Origin of the sequence: Pseudomonas sp. NFACC04-2, assembly GCF_900119265.1 — a bacterium.
Classification (GTDB): Bacteria; Pseudomonadota; Gammaproteobacteria; order Pseudomonadales; family Pseudomonadaceae; genus Aquipseudomonas; species Aquipseudomonas fluorescens_AA.
The window spans coordinates 44,665-67,091 of the sequence record NZ_FPJC01000001.1; the positions used below are offsets into that span (position 1 = coordinate 44,665).

At 61.9% G+C, this 22,427-nt stretch carries 20 protein-coding genes and 2 pseudogenes; 8 read left to right on the top strand and 14 right to left on the bottom strand.

The window, feature by feature from the left end; translation table 11 throughout:
- Positions 1-32: 32 nt before the first annotated feature.
- The 5 genes from BT125_RS00210 to BT125_RS00230 form a co-directional block, all read right to left on the bottom strand.
- Positions 33-1,490: an amidase gene (locus BT125_RS00210; RefSeq protein WP_072404227.1), complete on the bottom strand. Its 1,458-nt coding sequence runs from the start codon at positions 1,488-1,490 to the stop codon at positions 33-35.
- A 17-nt stretch (positions 1,491-1,507) separates the two neighbouring features.
- Complete coding sequence (locus BT125_RS00215; protein WP_072404229.1) at positions 1,508-2,764, bottom strand: MFS transporter; 1,257 nt, start codon at positions 2,762-2,764, stop codon at positions 1,508-1,510.
- A gap of 10 nt (positions 2,765-2,774) precedes the next feature.
- The gene (locus BT125_RS00220) at positions 2,775-3,707 is read right to left on the bottom strand and encodes a SphA family protein (protein WP_072404231.1); all 933 of its coding nucleotides are present in this window, start codon (positions 3,705-3,707) and stop codon (positions 2,775-2,777) included.
- A 69-nt stretch (positions 3,708-3,776) separates the two neighbouring features.
- Complete coding sequence (locus tag BT125_RS00225) at positions 3,777-4,769, bottom strand: helix-turn-helix domain-containing protein (RefSeq protein ID WP_072404233.1); 993 nt, start codon at positions 4,767-4,769, stop codon at positions 3,777-3,779.
- A gap of 111 nt (positions 4,770-4,880) precedes the next feature.
- Positions 4,881-5,888, bottom strand: coding sequence for an ABC transporter substrate-binding protein (locus tag BT125_RS00230; RefSeq protein ID WP_072404235.1), 1,008 nt, complete (start codon positions 5,886-5,888; stop codon positions 4,881-4,883).
- Between the two features lie 206 nt (positions 5,889-6,094).
- Here BT125_RS00230 and BT125_RS00235 point away from each other — a divergent pair, with 206 nt between their 5' ends.
- Positions 6,095-7,105 carry a GlxA family transcriptional regulator gene (locus BT125_RS00235; RefSeq protein WP_139271662.1) on the top strand — a complete coding sequence of 337 codons (1,011 nt, stop codon included), beginning with the start codon at positions 6,095-6,097 and terminating at the stop codon, positions 7,103-7,105.
- 26 nt (positions 7,106-7,131) lie between these two features.
- Here BT125_RS00235 and BT125_RS00240 read toward each other — a convergent pair whose 3' ends face one another.
- Entirely contained in the window at positions 7,132-8,073 is a 942-nt protein-coding gene (locus tag BT125_RS00240; RefSeq protein ID WP_072404240.1) for a LysR family transcriptional regulator, read from the bottom strand.
- A gap of 414 nt (positions 8,074-8,487) precedes the next feature.
- Between BT125_RS00240 and BT125_RS00245 the strand changes: the two genes are divergently transcribed.
- The 6 genes and pseudogenes from BT125_RS00245 to BT125_RS00270 form a co-directional block, all read left to right on the top strand.
- Positions 8,488-9,939, top strand: coding sequence for a sensor histidine kinase (locus tag BT125_RS00245; RefSeq protein WP_072404242.1), 1,452 nt, complete (start codon positions 8,488-8,490; stop codon positions 9,937-9,939).
- On the top strand, positions 9,936-10,595 hold the full coding sequence (locus tag BT125_RS00250; RefSeq protein WP_072404244.1) for a response regulator transcription factor: 660 nt from the start codon (positions 9,936-9,938) through the stop codon (positions 10,593-10,595). Before BT125_RS00245 ends, BT125_RS00250 begins: the two co-directional genes overlap by 4 nt.
- A 102-nt stretch (positions 10,596-10,697) precedes the next feature.
- Entirely contained in the window at positions 10,698-11,237 is a 540-nt protein-coding gene (locus BT125_RS00255; RefSeq protein WP_072404246.1) for a kinase inhibitor, read from the top strand.
- A 5-nt stretch (positions 11,238-11,242) separates the two neighbouring features.
- Positions 11,243-12,061 carry a helix-turn-helix transcriptional regulator gene (locus BT125_RS00260; protein ID WP_072404248.1) on the top strand — a complete coding sequence of 273 codons (819 nt, stop codon included), beginning with the start codon at positions 11,243-11,245 and terminating at the stop codon, positions 12,059-12,061.
- A gap of 149 nt (positions 12,062-12,210) precedes the next feature.
- On the top strand, positions 12,211-12,585 hold the full coding sequence (locus tag BT125_RS00265; protein WP_072404250.1) for a response regulator transcription factor: 375 nt from the start codon (positions 12,211-12,213) through the stop codon (positions 12,583-12,585).
- Between the two features lie 236 nt (positions 12,586-12,821).
- Positions 12,822-13,745: pseudogene (locus tag BT125_RS00270) on the top strand (NAD(P)/FAD-dependent oxidoreductase); the annotation flags it as partial.
- Between the two features lie 132 nt (positions 13,746-13,877).
- Here the strand turns inward: BT125_RS00270 and BT125_RS29875 are convergent.
- Positions 13,878-14,003, bottom strand: a pseudogene (locus tag BT125_RS29875) (hypothetical protein); the annotation flags it as partial.
- Positions 14,004-14,235: 232 nt separating this feature from the next.
- Here BT125_RS29875 and BT125_RS00275 point away from each other — a divergent pair.
- The gene (locus BT125_RS00275; protein WP_072404253.1) at positions 14,236-15,147 is read left to right on the top strand and encodes a LysR substrate-binding domain-containing protein; all 912 of its coding nucleotides are present in this window, start codon (positions 14,236-14,238) and stop codon (positions 15,145-15,147) included.
- Between the two features lie 172 nt (positions 15,148-15,319).
- On the opposite strand, the gene BT125_RS00280 is transcribed toward BT125_RS00275, so the two are convergent.
- The 7 genes from BT125_RS00280 to BT125_RS00310 all read right to left on the bottom strand — a co-directional run bounded on the left by BT125_RS00280 (position 15,320) and on the right by BT125_RS00310 (position 22,364).
- On the bottom strand, positions 15,320-16,300 hold the full coding sequence (locus BT125_RS00280) for an ABC transporter substrate-binding protein (protein WP_371857777.1): 981 nt from the start codon (positions 16,298-16,300) through the stop codon (positions 15,320-15,322).
- Positions 16,301-16,541: 241 nt separating this feature from the next.
- Positions 16,542-17,711 carry an acetylornithine deacetylase gene (gene argE / locus BT125_RS00285; RefSeq protein WP_072404257.1) on the bottom strand — a complete coding sequence of 390 codons (1,170 nt, stop codon included), beginning with the start codon at positions 17,709-17,711 and terminating at the stop codon, positions 16,542-16,544.
- On the bottom strand, positions 17,704-18,378 hold the full coding sequence (locus tag BT125_RS00290) for a DUF1028 domain-containing protein (RefSeq protein WP_072404259.1): 675 nt from the start codon (positions 18,376-18,378) through the stop codon (positions 17,704-17,706). The genes argE and BT125_RS00290 overlap by 8 nt, the downstream gene beginning before the upstream one ends.
- Before the next feature lie 10 nt (positions 18,379-18,388).
- Complete coding sequence (locus BT125_RS00295; RefSeq protein ID WP_003201555.1) at positions 18,389-18,799, bottom strand: RidA family protein; 411 nt, start codon at positions 18,797-18,799, stop codon at positions 18,389-18,391.
- The gene (locus BT125_RS00300; protein WP_072404261.1) at positions 18,799-20,124 is read right to left on the bottom strand and encodes a flavin-containing monooxygenase; all 1,326 of its coding nucleotides are present in this window, start codon (positions 20,122-20,124) and stop codon (positions 18,799-18,801) included. The genes BT125_RS00295 and BT125_RS00300 overlap by 1 nt, the downstream gene beginning before the upstream one ends.
- A 386-nt stretch (positions 20,125-20,510) precedes the next feature.
- Positions 20,511-21,314, bottom strand: coding sequence for an alpha/beta fold hydrolase (locus BT125_RS00305; RefSeq protein ID WP_072404263.1), 804 nt, complete (start codon positions 21,312-21,314; stop codon positions 20,511-20,513).
- 144 nt (positions 21,315-21,458) lie between these two features.
- The gene (locus BT125_RS00310) at positions 21,459-22,364 is read right to left on the bottom strand and encodes a LysR family transcriptional regulator (RefSeq protein WP_072404265.1); all 906 of its coding nucleotides are present in this window, start codon (positions 22,362-22,364) and stop codon (positions 21,459-21,461) included.
- Positions 22,365-22,427 lie beyond the last annotated feature (63 nt).

Sequence of the window (22,427 nt, forward strand, 5' to 3'; positions counted from 1 at the left end):
AGTCGTCCAAGGTATCCGCGACCACCACAGTTTCACCGCCGGCAGGCGTTGACCGCTGGGACTCGGCCGCGCCAGGGTTGGGCGCGCTCCAGTTGGGCGGCCAGGGCCAGCAAGGTGTTTTCCTCGCCAAAACGCCCGGCAAAATGCGCCCCCATCGGCAACCCATTGGCACTCCAGGACAACGGCACGGACATCGCCGGCTGGCCGCTGGCATTGAACAGCGCGGTGAACGGCGAATAGCTGTGGTAGCGCTCGATCAGTTGCTCCAGGCTCATGCACACATCCTGCAGGTCCAGCTCGCCAATCAGCACCGGCTCGCGGGTCAGGACCGGGGTCAGGATCACGTCGTAATCCTGCATGAACACCGCCAATTGCCGGCCGAGGGCGTGAATCCATTCCACCGCCGCGGCATATTGGGCACCGCTGACGTTGCCCTTGTCCCGCAAGATGATCCGGGTGCGCACTTCCAGCTCCTCGGCCTGCACGGCAAACCCACGCATCTGGCCCAGCAGGTCGACATAGTGGCGAGAGCTGGCGCCAATGATGGTGAACACATGGTCGAGAAACTCCAGCAATCCCACCGGCAGGCTCACCGGTTCGACACGATGCCCCAGGGCCTCGCACAACCGGGCCGCCTCGCCCACGGCCTGGAGGCTTTGCGGCGCAGTCGGCCAAGGGCCGAGCTGCTCGACCAGGGCAATGCGCAGCGGCTTGGGATCAGCCTGCACCGCCATCACATAAGGCAACGCCTGGACCGGCGCGGCATAGGGCGCCCCCAGGTCCATCCCGGCGGTGGCGTCCAGCAGCGCCGCACTGTCGCGCACCGACAAGGTAATCGCATGGGGTGTGCCCATCCCCGCCCAGCCCTCGCCCACTATCGGCCCCGACGGCATCAGGCCGCGACTGGGCTTGAACCCGAACACACCACAGCAAGACGCTGGTACCCGCAATGAACCGCCGCCGTCGTTGCCATGGGCGAACGGCACCACGCGGGCCGCCACCAACGCCGCCGCGCCGCCGCTGGAGCCACCGGCGCTGTGCTCGCGGCTCCAAGGGTTGCAGGTGGCACCAAAGCGCGCGGACTCGGTGGAGTACGACGTGCCGAACTCCGGCGAAGTGCTGGTGCCCATCACTTGGCATCCGGCACGGCGCAGGCGTGTCACGATTTCCGATTCGAAATCCGCCCGGACGTCGCCCAGTGCACGAGAGCCGTTGGTCATCGCCGCGCCGTGGACCGGCGAAAACAGGTCTTTGATCAAGGTCGGCACACCGGCCAGCAGGCCTTGGCCAGCCTGTGGCGTGCGCGCTGCTTGCCGGGCCGAATCGTACAAGCGCTCGGCCACCGCATTGAGCTGCGGCTCGACTCGCTCCAGGCGTTCGATGGCGGTTTCCAGCAGTTCGCCGGGCTGGACTTCGCCGCGCCTGACCCACTCGGCCAGCCCGGTGGCGTCTTCGTTGTCCATCAATTGGTGAATGTCTTGCATACCCATGCTTCAGGTTCCTTATTTCATGACGATTGACGTGATTCGAGGGGATTGGCCTGCTCGTGGCCCCGCGCTCGCAGGCCAACGGTCATCCAAAGCAACGCCCCAGCAAGACTGGCGAACGCCAGCCACTGGATGGCCTGGCGAAGGTCACCGGTGAAGGCGGCCACCGCGGCCACCACCAGCGGGCTGACGAACTGACCGAAGTAAAGAAACGAGGTGAACCCACCCAAGCCGCGACCACGGGTGCGGGCGGTCAACGCATTCATCACCGGCGCCATGACGTTAGGCACCAGCAAGCCGGAACCCAGGCCCTGGATGAGCGCGGCCACCAGCACCGCGTTGTAGCTTTGCGCACGCATCAGCAGCCACAGCCCGATCCCCATCAACCCCAGCAACAAGGCGTTGCAACCAGCGATGCCAAAGCGACGGCGCAACAGCGGCCACGCCAACGACCCCCCCAAGGTTGCCAACAGGCTCAACCCCGCCGCCATGCCGATCATCGTGCTCGAGGTGATGCCCAGGCCAACCAACAATGTCGGCGCCTGGATGGCCATGACGAAGGCCAGCACCATGCCGCCCAGAATCATCAAGTAGCCGACCACCAATTGCAGCACCGCGACCTTGGCCGGTCCGGATTCATCGACCTGCTGCTCGACCGCCAGCCGCTTCACCACGGGTGGCTCCCACAGCACCTTCATCATCACCGGCGCCAGCAACAGGGGCAGCAAGTACAACAGGAACGGCGAACGCCACGAGTGCTCCCCAAGCGCTCCGCCCACCACGAAAAACAGTGCGCCGACCAGGCCGATGGTCACCACCTGACGGTTGACGTAACGCAGGCGCTCCTCGCCGTGCCAATAGTCCGCGATCAGGGTTGCGCAGCACGTCATCACCGCAGCCTCGGTACAACCGAACAACAGCCGCGTCCCCACAATCGACGGCAAGCTGTCGAGCATGGCCGGCAGCGCGCCGAGCACGGCGTAGAGCAAGGTAGCAATCACCAGCAAAGCCTTGCGCCCTACCCGATCAGCCAGCCAGCCGGCCAACGGCGCGCACAAGGCTATCGCCAGGGCTGGCCCGGTGATCGCCAACGGCACCAGCAGATCGGCTCGAGGCTCCAGGGGACCGAATTCGGCCCCCAGCCGGGGCAGGATGGGCGCGACCATCACCGAGCCCATGATGGTCAGGCTGCTGCCCAGCATCAGCACCAGCCCTTCGCCTCGACCGGCCTGGCGCAATGGAGCGCCAGCCGTTGAAACGGAACTTGATTGGTTCATGACGAGCCCCTTAGAAGCTTTGAGAGATACGTAACGCGGCGGTGTAGCCTTCGGCGCGGTTGCGCGCATCAAGCTCCTTGTAGACGTGCAGCCACACTGGTGGGATGCCCGGCTTGAAGTAACTCACCGCCGGCCCGACGGCCAGCACCCGGGCGCGATTGCCGGTTTCCAGCCCCGGCGCGTCGTCATCGGTGAACTGACGGTAGTAGTACCCGCCCACGCCCAAGGTCCATGGCCCGACGTGCTGGCCCACGGCAAATTCGTGACGGTACTCGACGCCGTTCTTGTAGTCGGTGGCGTGGTTGCGGGTGTTGATGTCGGCTTCAAAGCTCGAAGACACCTCGAAACCGCTGTCGGAGATGTACGTGGCGTTGAGGATCGGCGAGAAGGTCCAGTGGTTGAGACCCGGCGAGATCAAGCGATCCTTGTCGTAGTCGCCGGTGGGGGCCTGGATCTGGAACTGGGCATTGACGAACAGGTTCGGCGAAAGGGTCCACTGCAGGATCACCGGCAATACCTGCATGTCGGCCATGCGAAACGGATCGGCTTCCAGGTCCAGCGGGCCGACAGGGGTCTGCACCTGTAGCGAAGCGTCCATCTGGAAAAACGGCACGACGGCGCCGAAGCCATACCTGGCGCCCAACACGGTGTAATCGGTCATGCGCATGTAGGCGACGCCGATGGACAAGACATCCAGGGAGAAATTGTTGTCCACGGACTTGCCGTGGCGATCTTTCTGCACGTTGGCCGAATAGAACGCGGTGCGCAGGCCGACGGTGCCAAAGGGCGTGGCCGGCGGCATCATGCCGGCGCCGAAATCATAGACCCCGACCGCCGTGGTCGGCGCGCCGTTTTCGGTGCCATGGGCAGCGGTGCAGGCACCGATCAGCCCCAGGGTTAACCACGTACAGTGCCAGACGTTTGTTTTCTTGTTTTGGTACATCGAATGCCCCTCCGACCATGTGGTGTTGGGGTCATCCTAGGGAGCCGGCCGGTCAGCCGTTATCCGTTTTCAGCACAGATGCGTGCGACGCAAGGTGTGTGACGGGGTTTCGCCAAACAGGGTTCGGTAATCACTGGAAAACCGGCTCAAATGCCAGAACCCCCAGCGTGCCGCCACCTCCTGCACACCCAGCGCCTGATCGCCATTGCGCAGCTCACGGCGCACTGCATTGAGGCGCAACGCCCGCAGATAAGCCACCGGATTGATGCCCAGGGTCTCTTGGAAGCAATACTGCAGTTTGCGTCGGCTGGCACCGATGTGATTGCACAGGTCGAGGATCGACAGCGGCTCATCGACATGGGCCAGAGCGTACTCCCGGGCGCGGTCGACCATGCGTTTGCGCGCCGTGGGACTGAGCGGCGGTGCTTGGTCCGGCGCCACCAGTTCCAGTATGTGCAACATCACCGTGTCACGCAGGCCCCGGCGAATAGACTCGTACTCCAGCAACGAGTCACGCCCCTGCTCGCCCCCTTCAAGCTCATCGAACAACGCCGCAAGCTCGACGGGCAGCGTCGAATTGCCAAGACGGTAACACTTGGGAAGATCGGTAATTCGAAAGCGACTGCCTTGCCGCTCCAGCACATGCTCCAACGCCTGCTCGTCGATGGCGACACCAAGCAGATCCAGATGCTGGGGCGTGCGCAACTCAGGCAGGTTATGCCCATGGGCGACCAATAGGCTGGGTTCGACAATCGGGTGCCCGGAGCAAAAGACCGGTCCATCCGCACTCAGCGGCACGCTGAAGGTGATGGCGCCCTCCCAGGCCATGCCCCGCTTGGTCAGGGCCTGATTAGAGCGGTCGCGCACCAGTTGCATCCAGTCCGAGCGGAACTCTATCAACTCACCGTCGAAGCGACCGGGGGTCAACTGGTCATAGCAGACCTGCCAGCCCCCCATGTTGCGGGCGTGTTCATCGATGTCCGTGGTACGGAACCGATTGATCGGCAGCATCGGCAACCCATCCGACGAGACCACTGGCTGCGCCATGTTGTCATTGTTCATTGACCCGACCTTTGATGATTCCAGGGCTTATGGGTCAAAGCTCAGGCAAGTTCCATTCCGCCCCGTGGACCGGTCGTGCAATTGTGCCGAAAACGGATAGCCGGCCCGGATTCAGCTGCCGGCGTCGGCATGGGCCTCTTCGAAGAAATAGTCCTTCCAGCTGTCGGCCTTGTTTTTCAACACGCCCAGTTCATGCAGTTTTTCGGCATAGATGTAGGTGCGTTGCGGAACGACGGTGAAGTCGATTTCGGGGTCGGTGACGATTTTTTCCACCAGCGCCAGCGGCAACTTGGCCTGTTCTACGCGGATGTAGGTCTGGGCAGCGGCCGGTTTGTCGGCCTTAATGATGCCTTGCGCCTCCACCAAGGCCTCGTAGAACGCCTTGTAGGTCTTGGGATTTTCGTCGTGGAATTTTTCCGTGGTGTAGAGCACGTTGAACGTCGCCGGCCCGCCCAGCACATCATAGGAACTGAGCACCTTGTGCACATTGGGGCTTTGCAGTGCCTGGTACTGGAACGGTGGGCTGGAGAAGTGCGAGTTGATCTCCGACTGGCCGGCGATCAGCGCCGCCGTCGCATCCGGGTGCGGGAGGCTGACCGAGATATCGTCGAATTTCTTGAAGTGATCGTTGCCGAACACCTTGGCGGTTTCGATCTGCAACGTGCGCGACTGGAACCCGACACCCGCCGCCGGGACAGCGATCCGGTCCTTGTCGGTGAAGTCCTTGAGGCTCTTCACGTTCGGGTTGTTGGTCAGCAGGTAGTTGGGCATCGATCCCAGCGAGGCGATGGCCTTGACGTTCTGCTTGCCGCGGGTCCGATCCCAGATCGTCAGCATCGGCGGAACGCCTGCCGACACTACATCCAGGGCGCCGGTCAGCAAAGCCTCGTTCATCGCCGTCGCGCCGGAAATGCTGTTCCAGTCCACTTTGATATCCAGGCCCTGGGCCTTGCCATGCTTCTCGATGAGCTGCTGGTCACGCACCACATCCAGGATCAAGTAGCCGATACCGAATTGCTGGGCGATGCTGATCTTGCCCTCGGCGTGGGCCAAGGGATTGAGCAGCGCAGTGGCCGCCAGGGAAACCAACAAGGTGAGCGCAGGACGCTTGAAAGCCATGGTCTGGTGAACCTCACAGTAGGTGAAAGACTGAAGGCCACGACTTTAAAGCTATAAGAATATTAATTTAAATACCTTAATGGCATATCAATAGCACCTAAATATTCGGTATCCGAGCCCATGAAGCCGCACCCACGGGCACGATCACTTGATAACCTTGCAGACCTCCCCTGACGAACACCCGGCGCGAAGCAAACATGAACGAAATGTCCCAGGATATCGGCATCGCCACCGAATCCGTTTCCCAACCGCGCACCCTGGTATTCCTGGCCTACCCGCAGATGGGTTTGCTGGACCTGACCGGGGCCCAGACCGTGTTCTGGGCCGCCACCAAAGCCATGACCGAACGCGGCCTGCCCGGCTACGCCATGCACACCGCGAGCCTGGTCGGCGGGCTGATGCAAAGCGCCGAAGGCCTGGTCGTGGACACCCGTGCCCTGCATGAGCTCGACGGGACGCTCATCGACACGCTGATCGTGCCCGGCGCACCGGACATTCGGCAGGCGATGATCGACTGTGTCGACCTGGTGCGCTGGCTGCGCAAGGCCTCGGTCCAGGCCAGGCGCACGGCATCGGTGTGCAGCGGCACCTTCCTCATGGCCCAAGCCGGCTTGCTGGACGGACGCCGGGCCGCCACCCATTGGGCCATGTGCGAGATGCTCAAGAGCGGTTTCCCGTCGGTTGAGGTGGACCTCGATGCGATCTTCATCCAGCAGGGCAATGTGTGGACTTCGGCTGGTGTCAGCGCCGGCATCGACATGGCCCTGGCATTGGTCGAAGCCGACTGTGGTCGCGATGTGGCCCTGCAGGTGGCCCGTGAGCTGGTGGTGTTTCTCAAGCGCCCCGGCGGGCAGGCGCAGTTCAGCCAACTGCTGCAATTGCAGATGCAAGAGAGCGCCGGGTTCGACGAACTGCACGTGTGGATTTCCGAGCACCTGGACGACAACAACCTCACCGTCGAGCGGCTGGCCCGGCAGGCCAGGATGAGCCCGCGCAATTTTGCCCGGGTCTACAAACGCCAGACCGGCCGGACCCCGGCCAAAGCCATCGAGATGTTCCGCCTTGAAGCCGCGCGTCGAATGCTCGAAGACTCCCCGCGCAACATCGACCAGATCGCCCGATCCTGCGGTTTCGGTGACGAGGAACGAATGCGCCACACGTTTCAGCGCCATCTCTCGATATCCCCCCGGGAGTATCGCAGCCGGTTTTCTCGCTGAGGGCGAAACCCTTGCGCCACTGTCCGTCAGGCCACTCGCCTGGATTGCTCCTGCGGGCCGGCCTGCTCAGCCAGGAGCGCGCTGCAACGGGAACGCAACCAACGCTCCCCCGGATCATTGTGCGTAGCGCCGCGCCAGACCATGGAAAGCTCATGTTGGGGCAAGCAGATCGGGGCCGCTTGCACCCGCATGCCGGTCGCCACCGCCATCGCCTGGGCAACGTAATCCGGCACGATGGCAATCATGTCGCTCTGGGCCAACAGCACGGGCAAGGCGCTGAACTGCGGCACGGTCAACACCACTCGGCGCTGTCGGCCCATCAGGCATAACGCGCGGTCCGAATCATCGATGACATTGCCCATGGACGATACGACGGCATGGGGTCGACGGCAGAATTCGTCCAGGGTCAGCTCGCCGGGCTGCGAATCGGCGCGCAACAGCATCGGTCGAATCGGTCGCAGTGTCTTGCGCCGGGCATTGGCCGGCAGTTCCAGCGTCGGGCTGATGCCCAGGGAAATCTCGCCACTGACCAACAGTTGGGAGACCTGCCATTGATCGGTCCGGCGCACGACCAATGTGGTGCCCGGTGCCTCGACCCGCAGCCGACGCAACAGCTCCGGCAGCAGAGCGTACTCGACGTCATCGCAAAGGCCGATGTGGAAGGTCGCCTCGCTGGTGGCCGGTTCGAACGCCTGGCAGCGGCCCAAGGCGGCGGCGATACCATCCAGGGCCGGTGACAGGTTGGAGAAGATTTCCCGCGCCCGGGAAGTCGGTTCCATCAACCGTCCCGAACGGATGAACAAGGGATCATCGAACATCAACCGCAAGCGCGCCAGGGCACTGCTGATCGTTGGCTGGCCGAGAAACAGCTTTTCGCTGACACGGGTCACGTTTCGCTCGTGCATCATGGTTTCGAAGACCACCAGCAGATTGATGTCAGCACGACGCAGGTCATTTCTGTTCATCATAGTCGTCGCCCCAGGCGCCAGGCCATTGAGTCAGGAGTGGACAAGATCGTCGCCTGCGCCCTCCATCAAGGCCTGCGGCGACGAGGTGTTGAAAGCGTAATCCTTGAGGCACGCCAGGTCTGTTGTACGTGGGGACACTCGACTCACCCTTTGGGCAACGTCATCGATACTTCGGTATATATCCAGGCCCACAAAGAGGTGTTGGCACAGCTTGGCGGGATTTCAGGGTTTTATGTCCTACCTCAGGCAAAGCGGCGCTTCTAAGATAGAAACCGATGCTCTGTCGCCCCGACATCCAGAGCGAGACCACGTAAAAACAAAAGGTCTGCCAGCGTGCCCCTACCCTCCGCGATGCTCAAGAACGTCTATGACAGCCTTCGATACAGCCCAAGCCAGAGCGGGCCTAGGCCGTCGATGGGAATCAGCACCCACCCACTGGTCAACGCCCTCGGCTGGGCGGTGGGCCTGGTGGTGGCCTGCGGGATTGTCATCATCAACTCCGAAACCCATTCCGACCTGGCGCCGACCCTGCTGTACATCACCTTGTTGTTGATGGCGGCCAACCTGTTCTCCATCAATCTGGTGATCACCGTCGCGCTGATGTGCATGGGCTTGCTCACCGCGATGTTCCTGTTCAACGGCGGCTATCACCGCTGGGAATCGACCACCGGCTTCTTCCGCTGCCTGACCGCGCTGTCCGCCATTGCTTTCCTGGCCCTGCGCAGCAAGCAGGCTTCCGACAGTCTGCGGCACAACGAGGCTTACCTGACCGGCGCCCAGCGCCTGAGCCAGACCGGCAGCATGGGCTTTCGTGGTGATCGACAAGCGTTGTCCTGGTCGGAGGAATCGGCACGGATTTTCGAGTACCCGCCCAGCAAGACGCCAACGGTGTCGATGATGCTGGAACGAACCCATCCTGAAGACCTCGAGTTGGCACGGGGGGTTTTTCAGCAGGCCGCCGCTGGTGAACCGCAGATCGAGGTCAAGCTGCGGCTGCTGATGCCTGATGGGCGCATCAAGCACATCCACATGATCGCCAGCCCCCTGCTCGTCCAGCATGGCCGTTTCCAGTATCTCGGCGCGCTCATGGACGTGACTGCCAGCAAGCAGGCCGAAGAAGCGTTGTTTCGCACCCAAAGCCAACTGGCCCACGTCACTCGCTTGACCTCACTGGGGGAAATGGCCGCGTCCATTGCCCACGAGGTCAATCAGCCACTGACGGCCATCACCAGCAGCGGCGAGGCCTGTCGCCGGTGGCTCAAGCGCCCGGAACCCGATCTAGGGGAAGCCTTGGATTGCCTCGACCGAATCGTCGCCAACGGCTGTCGCGCCAGCGAGGTCATCAACGGTATCAGGGCGCTGTCGCGCAAGTGCGACCCGTTGCGTCAGCCCGAGCGACTGGACGACATCGTCCGCGAGACCCTGAATCTGGTCCAGCAGCAACTGGCTCATCATAAAGTCCGGGCCAAGGTGGACCTGGCAGCGACCGACGATCAGGTCAGCGCAGACCGGGTGCAACTGCAGCAAGTGATCATCAACCTGATCATCAATGCCTGTCACGCCATGGACGGGGTCAAGGTACACGCACGAACCCTGCGCATACGCACCTGGACGGAGAGTGACGAAGTGCTGCTGGAGGTGACTGACCACGGAACCGGCATTGCCCCCGAGGTCCTGCCGTCCTTGTTCAATGCGTTTTTTACCACCAAGGAAAACGGCCTGGGCATGGGCCTTTCCATCTGCCGGTCCATCATCGACTTCCATGATGGCAGGATCTGGGCCACCAGCGAGGCCGGCCAAGGCACCTCGTTCAGGTTCGCGCTGCCGCGACTCACGGGCACCGCTCTGTCGGGGAGCGCGCAATGAGCTCCAGACAGTCCTCAAGCCCGATCATCGACAACGCCCCCATCGTCTATATCGTTGATGACGACGCACCGCTGTGCCAATCCCTCGGCAGCCTGCTGCGCTCCATAGGCTTGCAGGTTTATCTGTTCGGTTCGGTCGCGCAGTTCATGAACCATCCCAGGCCCGATCAGCCCAGTTGCCTGGTCCTGGATGTGCGGCTGCAAGGCACCAGTGGCCTGGATTGCCAACGGGAGCTGGTCGCGGCCAACGCTCAACTGCCGATTGTGTTCATGACCGGTCACGGTGACATCGCCATGACCGTGCGGGCGATGAAGGCCGGGGCGGTGGATTTCCTCGCCAAACCGTTCCGCGAACAAGACCTTATCGACGCCGTGACCGCCGCCCATCACCAGGACCGCCAGCGGCGCGACGCCGAACGCGGCCATCAGCAAGTGCTTGCCCGCTACGCCACCTTGACGCCTCGGGAGCAGCAGGTCATGGCACTGGCGGTGTCAGGCCTGATGAACAAGCAGATCGCCGGGGAACTGGGCTTGAGTGAAATCACGGTCAAGATCCACCGTGGCCAGGCCATGCGCAAGATGTGCGCGCACTCGTTTGCCGATCTGGTGCGCATGGCCCAGGTGCTGGAATGGCGCCTGGCTAACACAGGCCGATAGTCAATCGAGCATTTCGGCACTTTGGCCGAGCGTTTCGGCACAGTAACCACTCTTTGTTCAACCTAGACTCGGGCTTCACTTTAAGTCCCGGATGGAATCACGATGAAAATCAGGTCAATCCTGCCTGCACTTACCATGGCCGTAGCACTCAGTGGATACGCTGCCGACTTCTCACTGACCAGCAGGGATATAGCTGACAACCGTCCGCTGACCAGTCGCGAAGTGTTCCAAGGCTTCGGTTGTGAAGGCGGCAACACGTCTCCTGAGCTTTCCTGGACAAACGCCCCCGCAGGGACTAAAAGCTACGCGATCACGGTCTACGATCCCGATGCGCCGACGGGTAGCGGTTGGTGGCATTGGACGGTGGTTAACCTGCCCACTTCTACCAATACCTTGCCAAGAGGAGTGGGAGCGAACCTGCCTGCCGGTGCAGTACAAGGGCGAACCGATTATGGCCAACCAGGATTTGGCGGAGCTTGTCCACCTGTAGGGGATAAACCCCATCGCTATCAATTCACCGTATGGGCATTGAAAGTCGATAAGCTACCCCTCGACGGTGAGGCCAGTGGCGCCTTGGTGGGGTACATGCTCAATGCCAACGTCCTGGCCAAAGCGACCATCACTTCAACTTACGGACGTTAAAAACGATGCGCCCTTGTGACGGCATACAGCACCGGGAAAACATTATCGATGCGTGTGTCATACGGGCGCGACAACCCCTTACCTTATCAAGGGTACCGGTGTTCGCGACCACCCTGTGTCGAGTGCGACAGGGAGAAAAACTGTTGCAATGGGATGACCGGGAGATGCGCGCGAGGCCGCACCATCTGATTCTGATGCCGGCCGGACGCGAGCTTGGTATCTCGAACTTCCCCGGCCCTCACGGTCACTACATCGCCGATGCGGTCACCTTTCCCCTCTCGACACTGCGTAACTTCAGCAGCCGATATAGCCAACAGATCATAAGCCGTCGCGGTTCACTGAAGACCGATCTCTGCGTCCCTCTGGACAGACACACAACTCAGGCATGGGATCAGCTATTGGCCGCTATCAATGCGAACGCGCCGGACGCATTACGCACGCTATATGGGGAAGCGGTTCTTCTGAGCCTGTGCCTTGCGGGCCAGATCGGACCTCTGCTGATGGGTCGCGACGATCCAATTTGCGAGCGTGTGCAGCAAATGGTGATGGGCAGCCCGGAGAGAGACTGGACGGTTGCGAGCGTTGCACAGCAACTTAACCTGGGTGAGTCGACGTTGCGCCGCCAACTGGCGAATGAGGGGGACAGTTTCCGGAGCATCCTGGAAGGCGTTCGACTGGCGACAGCGTTGCAATGGTTGCAAACAACGTCTCGTCCCATCGGTGAAATCGCCGGTGCCTGCGGTTACGCCTCGGCCTCACGTTTTGCGGTGCGCTTTCGCTCACACTATGGCCTGTCGCCACGTGAATTGCGGGCAGCGATTTAAGCATTCCGGTGAGGTTCCCTCCCTGTTGTTGCCCCGCGACACGGTGGAAAGTTCATACACACGTATACTAGGCGGGGCCATTGGACGGCGTATCTTGCAGTGACACGGGCGCCTTTATGGCTACCTGATATCAAACTCCAGGTATCGACATGTCCAACACTGCAATCATTTCAATCATTGATGACGATGAGTCAGTTCGAATTGCATTGGATGGTTTGTTACGTTCTCACGGATATCGGGTTAAAACATATGCCAGCGCCTTGGATTTTTTATCTTCCTGCGAACTTGAAAACACTGCATGCCTGATATCGGATATTCAAATGCCTGGTATGACGGGCATTCAGATGTACGATCGATTATCGGCCCTGGGCATTCATCCCCCGATCATCTTCATCACCGGATACCCTGGCGTGCCTCCCCGTATCAGCGCCGGTACGCCAGAGCCGGTGGCGTTTTTCCCGAAACCCTTCGACTGCGCCGAATTGATCGCCTGCATCGAAGCGGTACTGTCCCGGCCTGCTTGACTGCGTCGCGCCCCTATACCTTCGTATAGAACCCCCCTACCCAGGCATAGGCGCGATGACCTTATGTAGAAGTGTTAAACACAGGTCCTGCAAATAAGCTTCCCTACAGCGAACCGAAACTGAATGTGCTCGATGGCAACTCATTGCAGCCAGGCGATTTTGGAGTACTTCGCGACACGGTCACGCTGAAACAGTTAAACCATTCAACGTATCGATTTTGTCTTCGGGAGCTCATCATGAAACAACGTATTCTGGTTGTTGGCGCAGGTTTCGGCGGGGTCTGGAGCGCATTGAGCGCGGCCCGGCTGCTGGACCAACACGACCGTCATGACGTGGAGATCAGCGTCCTGGCCCCCCAGGCCGAGCTGCGCATTCGTCCCCGTTTCTACGAGCCGGACGTCCACACCATGGCGGCACCGCTGGGCAGCCTGTTCGACGCTGTGGGTGTGAAATTCGTCCAGGGCTCGGCGATCAGCATCGATGTCGAGAACAAACGGGTTGGCTACGTGGATGTGTTCGGTACCCAGGGCACCCTGGGCTATGACCGTCTGGTGCTCGCGGCAGGCAGCCAGTTGGTTCGCCCCGACCTGGAGGGCATGATCGAGCATGCCTTCGACGTTGATGAAATCGAACAGGCCACCCGTCTCGAAGCCCATATCAAGTCGCTGAAAAATCTGCCGGACAGCCCGGCCCGCAACACCGTGGTGCTGGCCGGTGGCGGCTTTACCGGGATCGAAACCGCCACCGAAATGCCCGCACGCCTGCGCGCCGTCCTCGGCGAGGACGCGGACATCCGGGTCATCGTCGTGGATCGCGGGCCGCAGATTGGTGCAGCGTTGGGCGACGGCATACGTCCATCCATTGTCGAAGCGTCCGAGCACCTGGGTATCGAGTGGATCCTCAACGCCTCGGTCGAGTCGGTGGATGCCGGTGGCGTCACCCTGTCGAGCGGCCAACGCATCGAGTCCCATACCGTGATCTGGACCGTGGGTTTCCGCGCCAGTCCGTTGACCGAACTGGTACCCGGCACCCGCGATCGCCAAGGTCGACTGCACGTCGATGCGAACCTGAAAGTCCTGGGCCAGAACGACATATTCGCCAGCGGTGACGTGGCCTACGCCGCCACCGACATGCTGGGCAACTATGCGGCGATGTCGTGCCAGCACGCCATCGCCCTGGGCCGCTATGCCGGCAACAACGTCGTGGCCGACTTGCTGGGCGTCGCGCCGATGGCCTACAGCCAACCCAAGTATGTGACCTGCCTGGATCTGGGCGCCTGGGGTGCGGTGTATACCGAAGGTTGGGATCGCCAGCTCAAACTGGTCGGGCAGGAAGCCAAGGAACTCAAGACCCAGATCAACACCGTCTGGATCTACCCGCCCGCGGCTGATCGCGCCACCGCCCTGGCTGCCGCCGACCCGTTGATTCCGGTGGCCTGACCCTCGCCCCCTGTCCCGGCCAGTCCCTCCTTTCTGCGCCGGTTTTTCCCGGACGCCCGCCAATGATTTTTTTGGGCGGGCGTTTTTTGCGCGTGTCCAGCCCAAGCCAGTTTGAATATCGTCACTGCCCAGCAAAATCCGTATCAATGCCCATGCCCTGCCCCGTGTGCACAAGGTAAGGTAAGCAGAATTATCCGGATCGAGGTGCCCCGTGGCGTCCTATTCCCTGCGTCAGCTGAAGTACTTCGTCACCACCGTCGAATGTGGCAGCGTCGCGGAAGCGTCTCGCAAGCTGTACATCGCCCAGCCATCGATCGCCACGGCCATCAAGGGACTGGAGGACAGTTTCGGTGTGCAGTTACTCATTCGTCATCATGCCCAGGGCGTGTCGCTGACCCCAGGTGGCGCACGCTTCTATCGCAAGGCCCAGGAGCTGTTGCGCATGGCCCGGGAGTTCGAGCAGAACGCGCTGGCCGATAACGACGTGGTCAGCGGGCAGATCGACATCGGCTGTTTCGAAACCGTCGCCCCGCTCTACCTGCCGCGCCTGATCGCCGGTTTCCGCCAACGCTTCCCGGGCGTGGAAATCCGCGTGCAGGACGGCGAGCAACAGGAACTGGTGCAAGGCTTGACCGGTGGACGGTTCGACCTGGCGATTTTCTACGAGCATGACCTGGACAGCACCATCGAGACCGAAGCGCTGACCGCGCCGCAACGCCCCTACGCCTTGTTGCCGCAGGGGCATCGCTTTGCCGATCAGGCCCAAGTGTCGCTGCGTGACCTGGCGCTGGAGCCGATGATCCTGCTGGACGTGCAGCCCAGTCGCACTTATTTCGTGAGCATCTTCGAAGAGCTGGGCCTGACGCCCAACATCGTGTTCAGCTCGCCGTCCATCGAGATGGTGCGGGGCATGGTCGGCCAGTCCTTTGGTTTTGCCGTACTGGTGACCCGGCCGCAGTCCACCTGCACCTACGATGGGCAACACCTGGTGTGCGTCGACATCGCCGAGGACGTGACGGGGTCGGCGTTGGTGGCCGGTTGGCTCAAGCGTGCGCACCTTACCAAGCCGGCGCAGTTGTTTGTGGACTACTGCAAGGAACAGTTCAGGCAATGGCTGCCTTGAACCAAGGGATACAAAGCGCAACCCTGCTTTTGTGGCGAGGGGATTTATCCCCGCTGGGGTGCGTAGCGCCCCCAAAACCTGACATCCAAGATATCAGGTGATATGGAGTTGGCTGCATTGGGGCTGCTGCGCAGCCCAGCGGGGATAAATCCCCTCGCCACAGGTGTTATGTCTAGCGAGCCGCCCAGGCGTTGAAGCGTTGTTCCAGTTCCTCGCCATGGTCGACCCAGAACTCCGCGTCCACGGCTCGGGCTTCAGCCAGGTTGGCCTCGGCAGTGGGCAACTGTTCCTGTACCGCCGTCGGCAACAGCGCCAGTGTCTTGCGGTGCACCGGCCCATAAGGGATGTTTTCCGAAAACACCTTCTGGGTCTGCGGCTGGCTGGCAAAGGCAATGAACTGCTCGGCCAGGGCCTTGTTCGGTGTGCCCTTGACCACCGCCCAGTACTCCGGGTCGTAGAGGCTCTGCGGCCAGACGATGCTCAGCTTCATGCCTTCCTTTTGCGCCGACGCGATGCGGCCGTTGTAGGCGGCACTCATCGCCACATCCCCCGCCACCAGCCATTGCGCCGGTTGCGCGCCGGCTTCCCACCATTGGATGTTCGACTTGATCTGGTCGAGTTTGGCGAAGGCCCGGGACACACCTTCCGGGGTGTTCAACACCTTGTACACGTCCTGCGCCTTGACCCCATCGGCCAGCAACGCAATTTCCAAGGTGTACTTGGCGCCCTTGCGCAGACCGCGCTTGCCCGGGTACTCGGTAACGTTCCAGAAATCCGCCCAGGACTTGGGTGCCTTGGCCAGCTTGCTCTGGTCATAAGCCAGGACCATCGACCAGACATAGGTGGCGACCCCACATTCATTGAGCGCTCCCGGCACATAGTTCGCCGGGTCGCCCAGGCCCCCCAGGTCAAGCTTCTCGAACAGCCCCTCCTCGCAACCACGCAACAGCTCGGGGCTCTCCACTTCGACCACGTCCCAGCTGGTGTGGCCCGCTGCGACCATGGCCTTGATCTTCGACAACTCACCGTTGTATTCGCCGGCCACGATGTTTCCCGCACCGCTGGCATTGAAAGGTTGGAAGTAGGCCTTGTCCTGGGCCTGCTTGGTGGCGCCGCCGAAGGAAATCACGGTCAAGCTCTGGGGCGCGGCCATGACGCTTGAACTCAACAACGCCAATGCACACGCGATATTGCAACGCAAGGATCTGGACATGAAGCGGTTCCTCGAAAATGCCGGCTCGCCCGCACGAGCCGGTGACGGGACTCAAAAGTGACCGTAAATACGGGCGGCAAGGTCTACAGCAAAGGCTCTTGTCGGCCTGTTCATGGGTGTCGCCTGGCTGACCGCGAGGAATCTCCTTCCCTTGAAATCGTCCTCCTCAGGCACCTTGCGGTCAGCAATCATTGGGTTCACAGAGATGGCTCGCCAGCCGATCCATCAAGCGGTCGCAGGCGGCCATTTGTTCAACGCTCACGTATTCGTCGGGCTTGTGCCCCTGGTCCATACTGCCGGGGCCACAGACCACCGTCGGCACGCCGGCCTGATGGAACAGGCCGCCTTCGGTGCCAAAGGCGACGGTGCTGAAAGCGTCGCTGCCGCACAGCTGCGCAACCAGTCGGGCGGCCGCGCTGTCCGGCGAAGTGTTCAGGCCCGGGTAGGCCGACAACGGTTCGAAGCGGATCGCTGTATCCCCCGCCACCGCCTGCATGGCCGGCAACAGGGTCTGCTCGGCATAACCTTGCAATTGCTCAGCCACCACGAGGGGATCGAAATCCGGCAAGGCGCGCACTTCGAAATCGAAACGGCAGTCCGCCGGAACGATGTTCAGCGCCGTGCCGCCGTGGACCACCCCGACCTGCACCGTGGAAAACCCCGGGTCGAAGCGCGGGTCATGCCGTGAGGGTTCGGCCAGTTGCGCGCCGATCTCGACCAACCGCCCGATCAGGCGCGCCGCCTGTTCGATAGCGTTGACCCCATAAGGGGCGTAGGCCGAATGGCAGGCTGCCCCTCGCACATGACAACGCATCGCCAGCTTGCCTTTGTGCCCCAGCACCGGTCGGAGTTGGGTGGGTTCGCCAATCAGACACAGGGCCGGTTGCGGAACTCGCCGAACCAACACCTCCAGCAAGCTGTGAACGCCGAGGCACCCCACTTCTTCGTCATAGGAAAACGCCAGGTGCACCGGTCGCCGAAGCGGGCTGGACAAGAACACCGGCACCGCCGCGAGCACCGAGGCCAGGTATCCCTTCATGTCCGCCGTGCCGCGCCCGAACCATTTACCGTCCGTCTCTGTCAGGCAGAACGGCTCGACCGTCCAGGCCTGCCCGTCCACCGGCACCACATCGGTGTGCCCAGACAACACCACGCCACCGGGCATCGCCGGGCCAATGCTCGCCAGCAGGTTGGCCTTGGTTCGCTCGGCGTTGTAGATCAGCTCGCTGTTCACGCCCAGCCCTTGCAAGTAGTCGCGCACAAACTCGATCAAGGCCAGGTTCGAATCGCGGCTGACTGTGGCAAAGCTCACCAGTTCGGCAAGCAGCGCGCGACTGCGCAGCTCACTCATCACCTGGCACTCCATAACTCGGCGCCAGGGTCGGGTTGAGCGCACGGGTCAGGTAATCCTGCAATTGCGGTTGATAGGCCAGCCAGAGTTTCTCCAGCTCGCCGATGGGATTTTCCTCGGCCCAATCCACCCGCAGATCGACGATGGGCCAGGTCAGGTCATCCACCACCGACAACGCCGCCGAGTGCACCGCCCCGGCTTCGCCACCGGCCGCCTGCCCGGCCTGCAGCGCGCTCAGCAGGCGTGACGCGAGACAGCCTTCGCTGCGTTCGAAAGCCGCGACCATGGCCTCGATCACCCCCGGGTTGGCCAACAGATTGCCGGCCACCACGCACTGATTACCGGCCAGTGCGTTGTGAATGCCCAGGGCGTGACTGCCAGTGAAAATCGCCGTGTGTCCGTGGGCATCGACCACGGCCACCTGGCGGTACTGGCTGTAGCCGTTGCGCGCCAGGGCGCGGTCCACCGCCTCTTGCGCCGTCAGGCCGCCCGCCAGCTCATCCAGGATCAGCGGGCCGAGGGCCGGCAGCGTAATATTCTGGCTCGACACCGCGCCGACGCCGGCTCGCAACCAGGGACAACGGGCACCCACGGCAATGCTCGAGGAGCTGATGGCGATGCCTAACTGGCCAGTTTCGGCGCAGCGCCCGACGATGGAAAAAGTCATGCTGCACTCCTTATTCGGGGATCACCGCAATCACGTCGATTTCCATCAGCCACTGCGGCTGGCCCAGGGCACTGACCACCAGGCCGGTGGAGATCGGAAACACGCCCTTGAGCCACTTGCCGACCTCCTGGTACACCGGCTCGCGATAACGCGGGTCGATCAGGTATGTCGTGGTCTTGACGATGTGGCTCAAGTCACTGCCGGCCTCTTCCAGCAATTGCTTGACGTTGCGCATGGCCTGTTCGGCCTGGGCGCGAGGATCGCCGAGGCCCACCAGTTGGCCATTGAAGTCGGTACCGACCTGACCACGCACGTAGACGGTGTTGCCGGCCCGTACGGCCTGGCACAGGTCGTTATCCAGTGTCTGGTTCGGGTAGGTGTCCTTGGTGTTGAACATGCGAATGCGCGTGTGGGTAGGCATCAACGAACTCCCGTGAGACTGGTTTTCGAACGGTGTGAATCGCTGTCGAGTGCCGGGGCCTGGCGCTGGGCAGCATCTTGATAGGCGAGGTAAATGCGTTGCTTCACGATGTGGTCGGCAATATGCCGGGCGTCATGCCACACGCCCCAGATGAACGCCGAGCCGCGTCGTGACAGCCAGGGCAGGCCGACGAAATACAGGCCCGGCTCGCTGGAAACCCCACGTTGGTGACGAGGCTTGCCGTTGGCGTTGAGCGCGTCGACCTTCAGCCAGCTGTAGTCCACCGAGTAGCCGGTGGCCCAGATGACACTGGTCACGCCGGCGGCAACCAGGTCCAGCTCCAGGATCGGCTGGGTCAGGCATTGCGGATCAGGCAGCCGATGACGAGCTTCAGGCTCAAGCGGCAAGTCCAGGCCGTTGCGGGCGATGTAGGCGTCGGCGGCATCCAGCAGCGCCAGGTAGTTTTCGTCGCCGCGGGCGATATTTTCGGCAAGATTCGGTTCAAAGGTCACCACGCTGCCATTGAACGATTTCGTCAGCCCCACCAGGGTGATGCCCTCGTGGGCCAACCGGCGAAAATCCACGGTATGGCCGCCACGGGCACCGCTCACCGCGATGGTGACGTGCTCCTTGCCCGGCTTGACCGCCTCCGCATCCCACTCGCCCAGCACGCCCAGCCACCAGCAGAAATCGCGGTTGCGGTAGGCCCGGGGTGGACGGTCGTGGGCCCCCACCGAGAGATAGACCTGCTTGCCGGCGCGCTGCAGTTCATCGGCGATCTGCACCCCCGACGACCCGGCGCCCACCACCAACACAGCCCCCTCGGGCAATTGCCCGGGGTTGCGATACTGAGCCGAGTGAAGCTGGGTGACCGTCGCCATGTCCGGCGCAATCGGTGGAATCACCGGGCGCTGGAAGGGCCCGGTGGCGACGACCACGTGGACCGCTTCGATCAGGCCTTCGGAGGTTTCCACGGTGAAGCCCGGACGGCCGATATTGCGCTCGACGCCCCGGACCTCCACGCCCGTACGGATCGGTGCGTTGAACTGGCGGGCATAGGCTTCGAAGTAATTGGCCACCTGGTCCTTCGTCGCGAAGGCATCCGGGTCGAGCCCTTCGAATTCCAACCCTGGAAAGCGGTCGTGCCAGGCCGGCCCGTTGGCCACCAGCGAATCCCAACGCGCCGAGCGCCAGGCCTCGGCAATGCGGCTGCGCTCCACGACAAGATGAGGCACGCCTTGCCTGCTCAAGTGCTCACTCATGGCCACGCCGGCCTGGCCGGCGCCTATAACAAGCGTATCGATGCGTAGGGTTTCAACAGGCATGTCTGTGCACTTCCGACAATAGGTTCGATTCAGGCGGGCACGGCGCCGCCTCGGGTTCTGTTTTCTTGTTGTTCATCGGTTGCGGTTATCGAGATGAGGTGTCGAGGCGATTGTGTTGGCAGGCGGGGATTTGCGAAACGAGGGTTTTTATCGTTGCTGGGAAGGAAAAAAATGGGCTACTGACCGGGGGTGATGCCCAAGGGAACAAGGCAAGTCTTGTTTGCACCTGAGACATGCGGAACCTGTGGCGAGGGAGCATGCCCCCGCTGGGCTGCGCAGCGGCCCCAAACCGACCACCAAGGTCTGTCAGGCTGATGGCGTTCAGCTTTTAGGCTGTTAGCGGGAGCAAGCCCCTCGCCACGGTATTGGGGTGCGGCACAACGGGCTTATCCCGCTACGACACCGGCCTGGAAATCGGCGATCTGTTGCCACATCGCCACGGGGTTGGAGTACATCGGGAAATGCCCGCAATCGGCGATCGGCGCCAGCCGGACACCTCCGGCCTGGAGGTGCGACAGGTAGGACAACGAGGCATTCTGCTCGCCGAACATGAACATCCTCGGGCACGGCAAATTCAGAAACTTGCCCATCAGGTCGGCATTGTCGGAGAGCTCGACCATGGAGTGGAAAATCCCCGGAACGGCGCCCGCGCGGACCTTATGGCTGAGGCTCGCCGAATAAAGACCACTGGCGTAGGCCGGCGCGTGGCGGGCACGCTCGATGAAGGCGGTGAAAAACGCCTCGGGATCACCGTTCGGATAGTCCACGATCTGTCGACTGAGGAAACAGTCTTCCGGGGCCACGTTGCCTTCGATATCAACAAAGCTGAGCACCCGGCCGGGAAAGTGATGGGCCAGCATCAGTGCGGTCAACCCGCCCATGGAATGGCCCACCAGATGGAAACGTTCGATGTCGAAATGCGCCAGGACCTGCAGGGCCGTTTCCAGCAGGAACGCAATGCTGATCCGGGAAAGGTCGGCGCACTGGGTTTCGCCGCAACCCGGTGCGTCATAGGCGACAAACGGATGGCCGTCGAATGCCGGGTGCAGCACGATGTCGGCATAGTCTTCCTTGGTCGAGCCAAATCCATGCAGGAACAGGATAGGGGCGCGCTCGCCCTCACGCCGCAGAGTGGCGACGTTCAGCGCAACACCCTCCACGGTCAGAGGGAGTTTCAGTTCAGAAAACATTTCGACTGGGGGCACGTGAGTCATTCCTTGAGTGAACAGAGTGTGCCAGGACGCATTGCCGGCAATCAGGCTCGCAATGTCGGGGCAATCCAGGGTTGTGTAAATTCCTGATTCGGGATTGCCTTGATATGCCAAACCTATCAATCAGCCCTCTGTTCGTCCCCGCCCCTGCAAACGTGCCACCACCTCCTCCACCAGCGGATTGAGCCGTCCGGCATTCCAGGTCACGGCGGTGGTCACGACGTTGAGCTTCTGGCTGAGTGGTCGGAACACCACGTTCTGCGGCGCCATTTTTTTCAACGATGCCGGCACCAGCGCGATGCCCTGGCCATAGCTGACGAAGGCAATTTGCGAGGCAACGGAGCGCACTTCATGCAGTACCCGAGGCGAAAAGCCGCTGGCCCGGCAGGTCGCGATCAGGTTATCGAAGTACACCGGGCTGACCTTGCGGGAAAACATCACCAAAGGCTCGGTGGACAGACTCGATAGGCTGATCCGTGTCCGCGAAGCCAGGGGATGATCGCTGGGCAAGGCCACCACCAGGCGATCTTCCCTCAACGGCAGCGACCTGATCGAATGGCCCAGGTCCCCGTCCAGGCGGGCGAAGGCCAGGTCAATGTCTCCGGCTTCCAATGCCGGCACGGCTTCGACACTGTCGATCTCCCGGACAGACACGGTGAGGTGCGGATGCTCGGCCTTCAGTTGCTCGATCAACCCTGGCAACACATCGAACATGGCGGTGGAGATCGCGCCGATGGTCAGCATTCCCGACTGCCCCGCCACAGCTTCTTCCACGGCCAGTTCCAGGCGCTCCAGTTGATCGGCGAATTTACGCACCGCCGGCAGGATCGCCGCCCCCACGGGGGTCAGTTGCGCCCCACGTCGCGAACGCTCGAACAACTTGACCTTGAGCGCCTGCTCAAGCACTTGGATCTGCTCGCTCAGCGGTGGCTGGGACATACCCAGGCGCTTAGCTGCGCGACCGAAATTCTGCTCCTCGGCAACCGCCAGGAACAGCCAGAGATGACGAATCAAACGGAAGTTGATCATGGGCGATCCATAGGTTCAGCGTATCTGTGGGTTACGTGATCAGTAATATACCTATGAAACCTC

What these genes read in the sequence shown, in the direction of transcription:
- BT125_RS00210 (WP_072404227.1), bottom strand. Translation starts at nt 1,490, where the DNA reads ATGGGTATGCAAGACATTCACCAATTGATGGACAACGAAGACGCCACC.
- BT125_RS00215 (WP_072404229.1), bottom strand. Translation starts at nt 2,764, where the DNA reads ATGAACCAATCAAGTTCCGTTTCAACGGCTGGCGCTCCATTGCGCCAG.
- BT125_RS00220 (WP_072404231.1), bottom strand. Translation starts at nt 3,707, where the DNA reads ATGTACCAAAACAAGAAAACAAACGTCTGGCACTGTACGTGGTTAACC.
- BT125_RS00225 (WP_072404233.1), bottom strand. Translation starts at nt 4,769, where the DNA reads ATGAACAATGACAACATGGCGCAGCCAGTGGTCTCGTCGGATGGGTTG.
- BT125_RS00230 (WP_072404235.1), bottom strand. Translation starts at nt 5,888, where the DNA reads ATGGCTTTCAAGCGTCCTGCGCTCACCTTGTTGGTTTCCCTGGCGGCC.
- BT125_RS00235 (WP_139271662.1), top strand. Translation starts at nt 6,095, where the DNA reads ATGTCCCAGGATATCGGCATCGCCACCGAATCCGTTTCCCAACCGCGC.
- BT125_RS00240 (WP_072404240.1), bottom strand. Translation starts at nt 8,073, where the DNA reads ATGATGAACAGAAATGACCTGCGTCGTGCTGACATCAATCTGCTGGTG.
- BT125_RS00245 (WP_072404242.1), top strand. Translation starts at nt 8,488, where the DNA reads ATGGGAATCAGCACCCACCCACTGGTCAACGCCCTCGGCTGGGCGGTG.
- BT125_RS00250 (WP_072404244.1), top strand. Translation starts at nt 9,936, where the DNA reads ATGAGCTCCAGACAGTCCTCAAGCCCGATCATCGACAACGCCCCCATC.
- BT125_RS00255 (WP_072404246.1), top strand. Translation starts at nt 10,698, where the DNA reads ATGAAAATCAGGTCAATCCTGCCTGCACTTACCATGGCCGTAGCACTC.
- BT125_RS00260 (WP_072404248.1), top strand. Translation starts at nt 11,243, where the DNA reads ATGCGCCCTTGTGACGGCATACAGCACCGGGAAAACATTATCGATGCG.
- BT125_RS00265 (WP_072404250.1), top strand. Translation starts at nt 12,211, where the DNA reads ATGTCCAACACTGCAATCATTTCAATCATTGATGACGATGAGTCAGTT.
- BT125_RS00280 (WP_371857777.1), bottom strand. Translation starts at nt 16,300, where the DNA reads ATGGCCGCGCCCCAGAGCTTGACCGTGATTTCCTTCGGCGGCGCCACC.
- argE (WP_072404257.1), bottom strand. Translation starts at nt 17,711, where the DNA reads ATGAGTGAGCTGCGCAGTCGCGCGCTGCTTGCCGAACTGGTGAGCTTT.
- BT125_RS00290 (WP_072404259.1), bottom strand. Translation starts at nt 18,378, where the DNA reads ATGACTTTTTCCATCGTCGGGCGCTGCGCCGAAACTGGCCAGTTAGGC.
- BT125_RS00295 (WP_003201555.1), bottom strand. Translation starts at nt 18,799, where the DNA reads ATGCCTACCCACACGCGCATTCGCATGTTCAACACCAAGGACACCTAC.
- BT125_RS00300 (WP_072404261.1), bottom strand. Translation starts at nt 20,124, where the DNA reads ATGCCTGTTGAAACCCTACGCATCGATACGCTTGTTATAGGCGCCGGC.
- BT125_RS00305 (WP_072404263.1), bottom strand. Translation starts at nt 21,314, where the DNA reads ATGTTTTCTGAACTGAAACTCCCTCTGACCGTGGAGGGTGTTGCGCTG.
- BT125_RS00310 (WP_072404265.1), bottom strand. Translation starts at nt 22,364, where the DNA reads ATGATCAACTTCCGTTTGATTCGTCATCTCTGGCTGTTCCTGGCGGTT.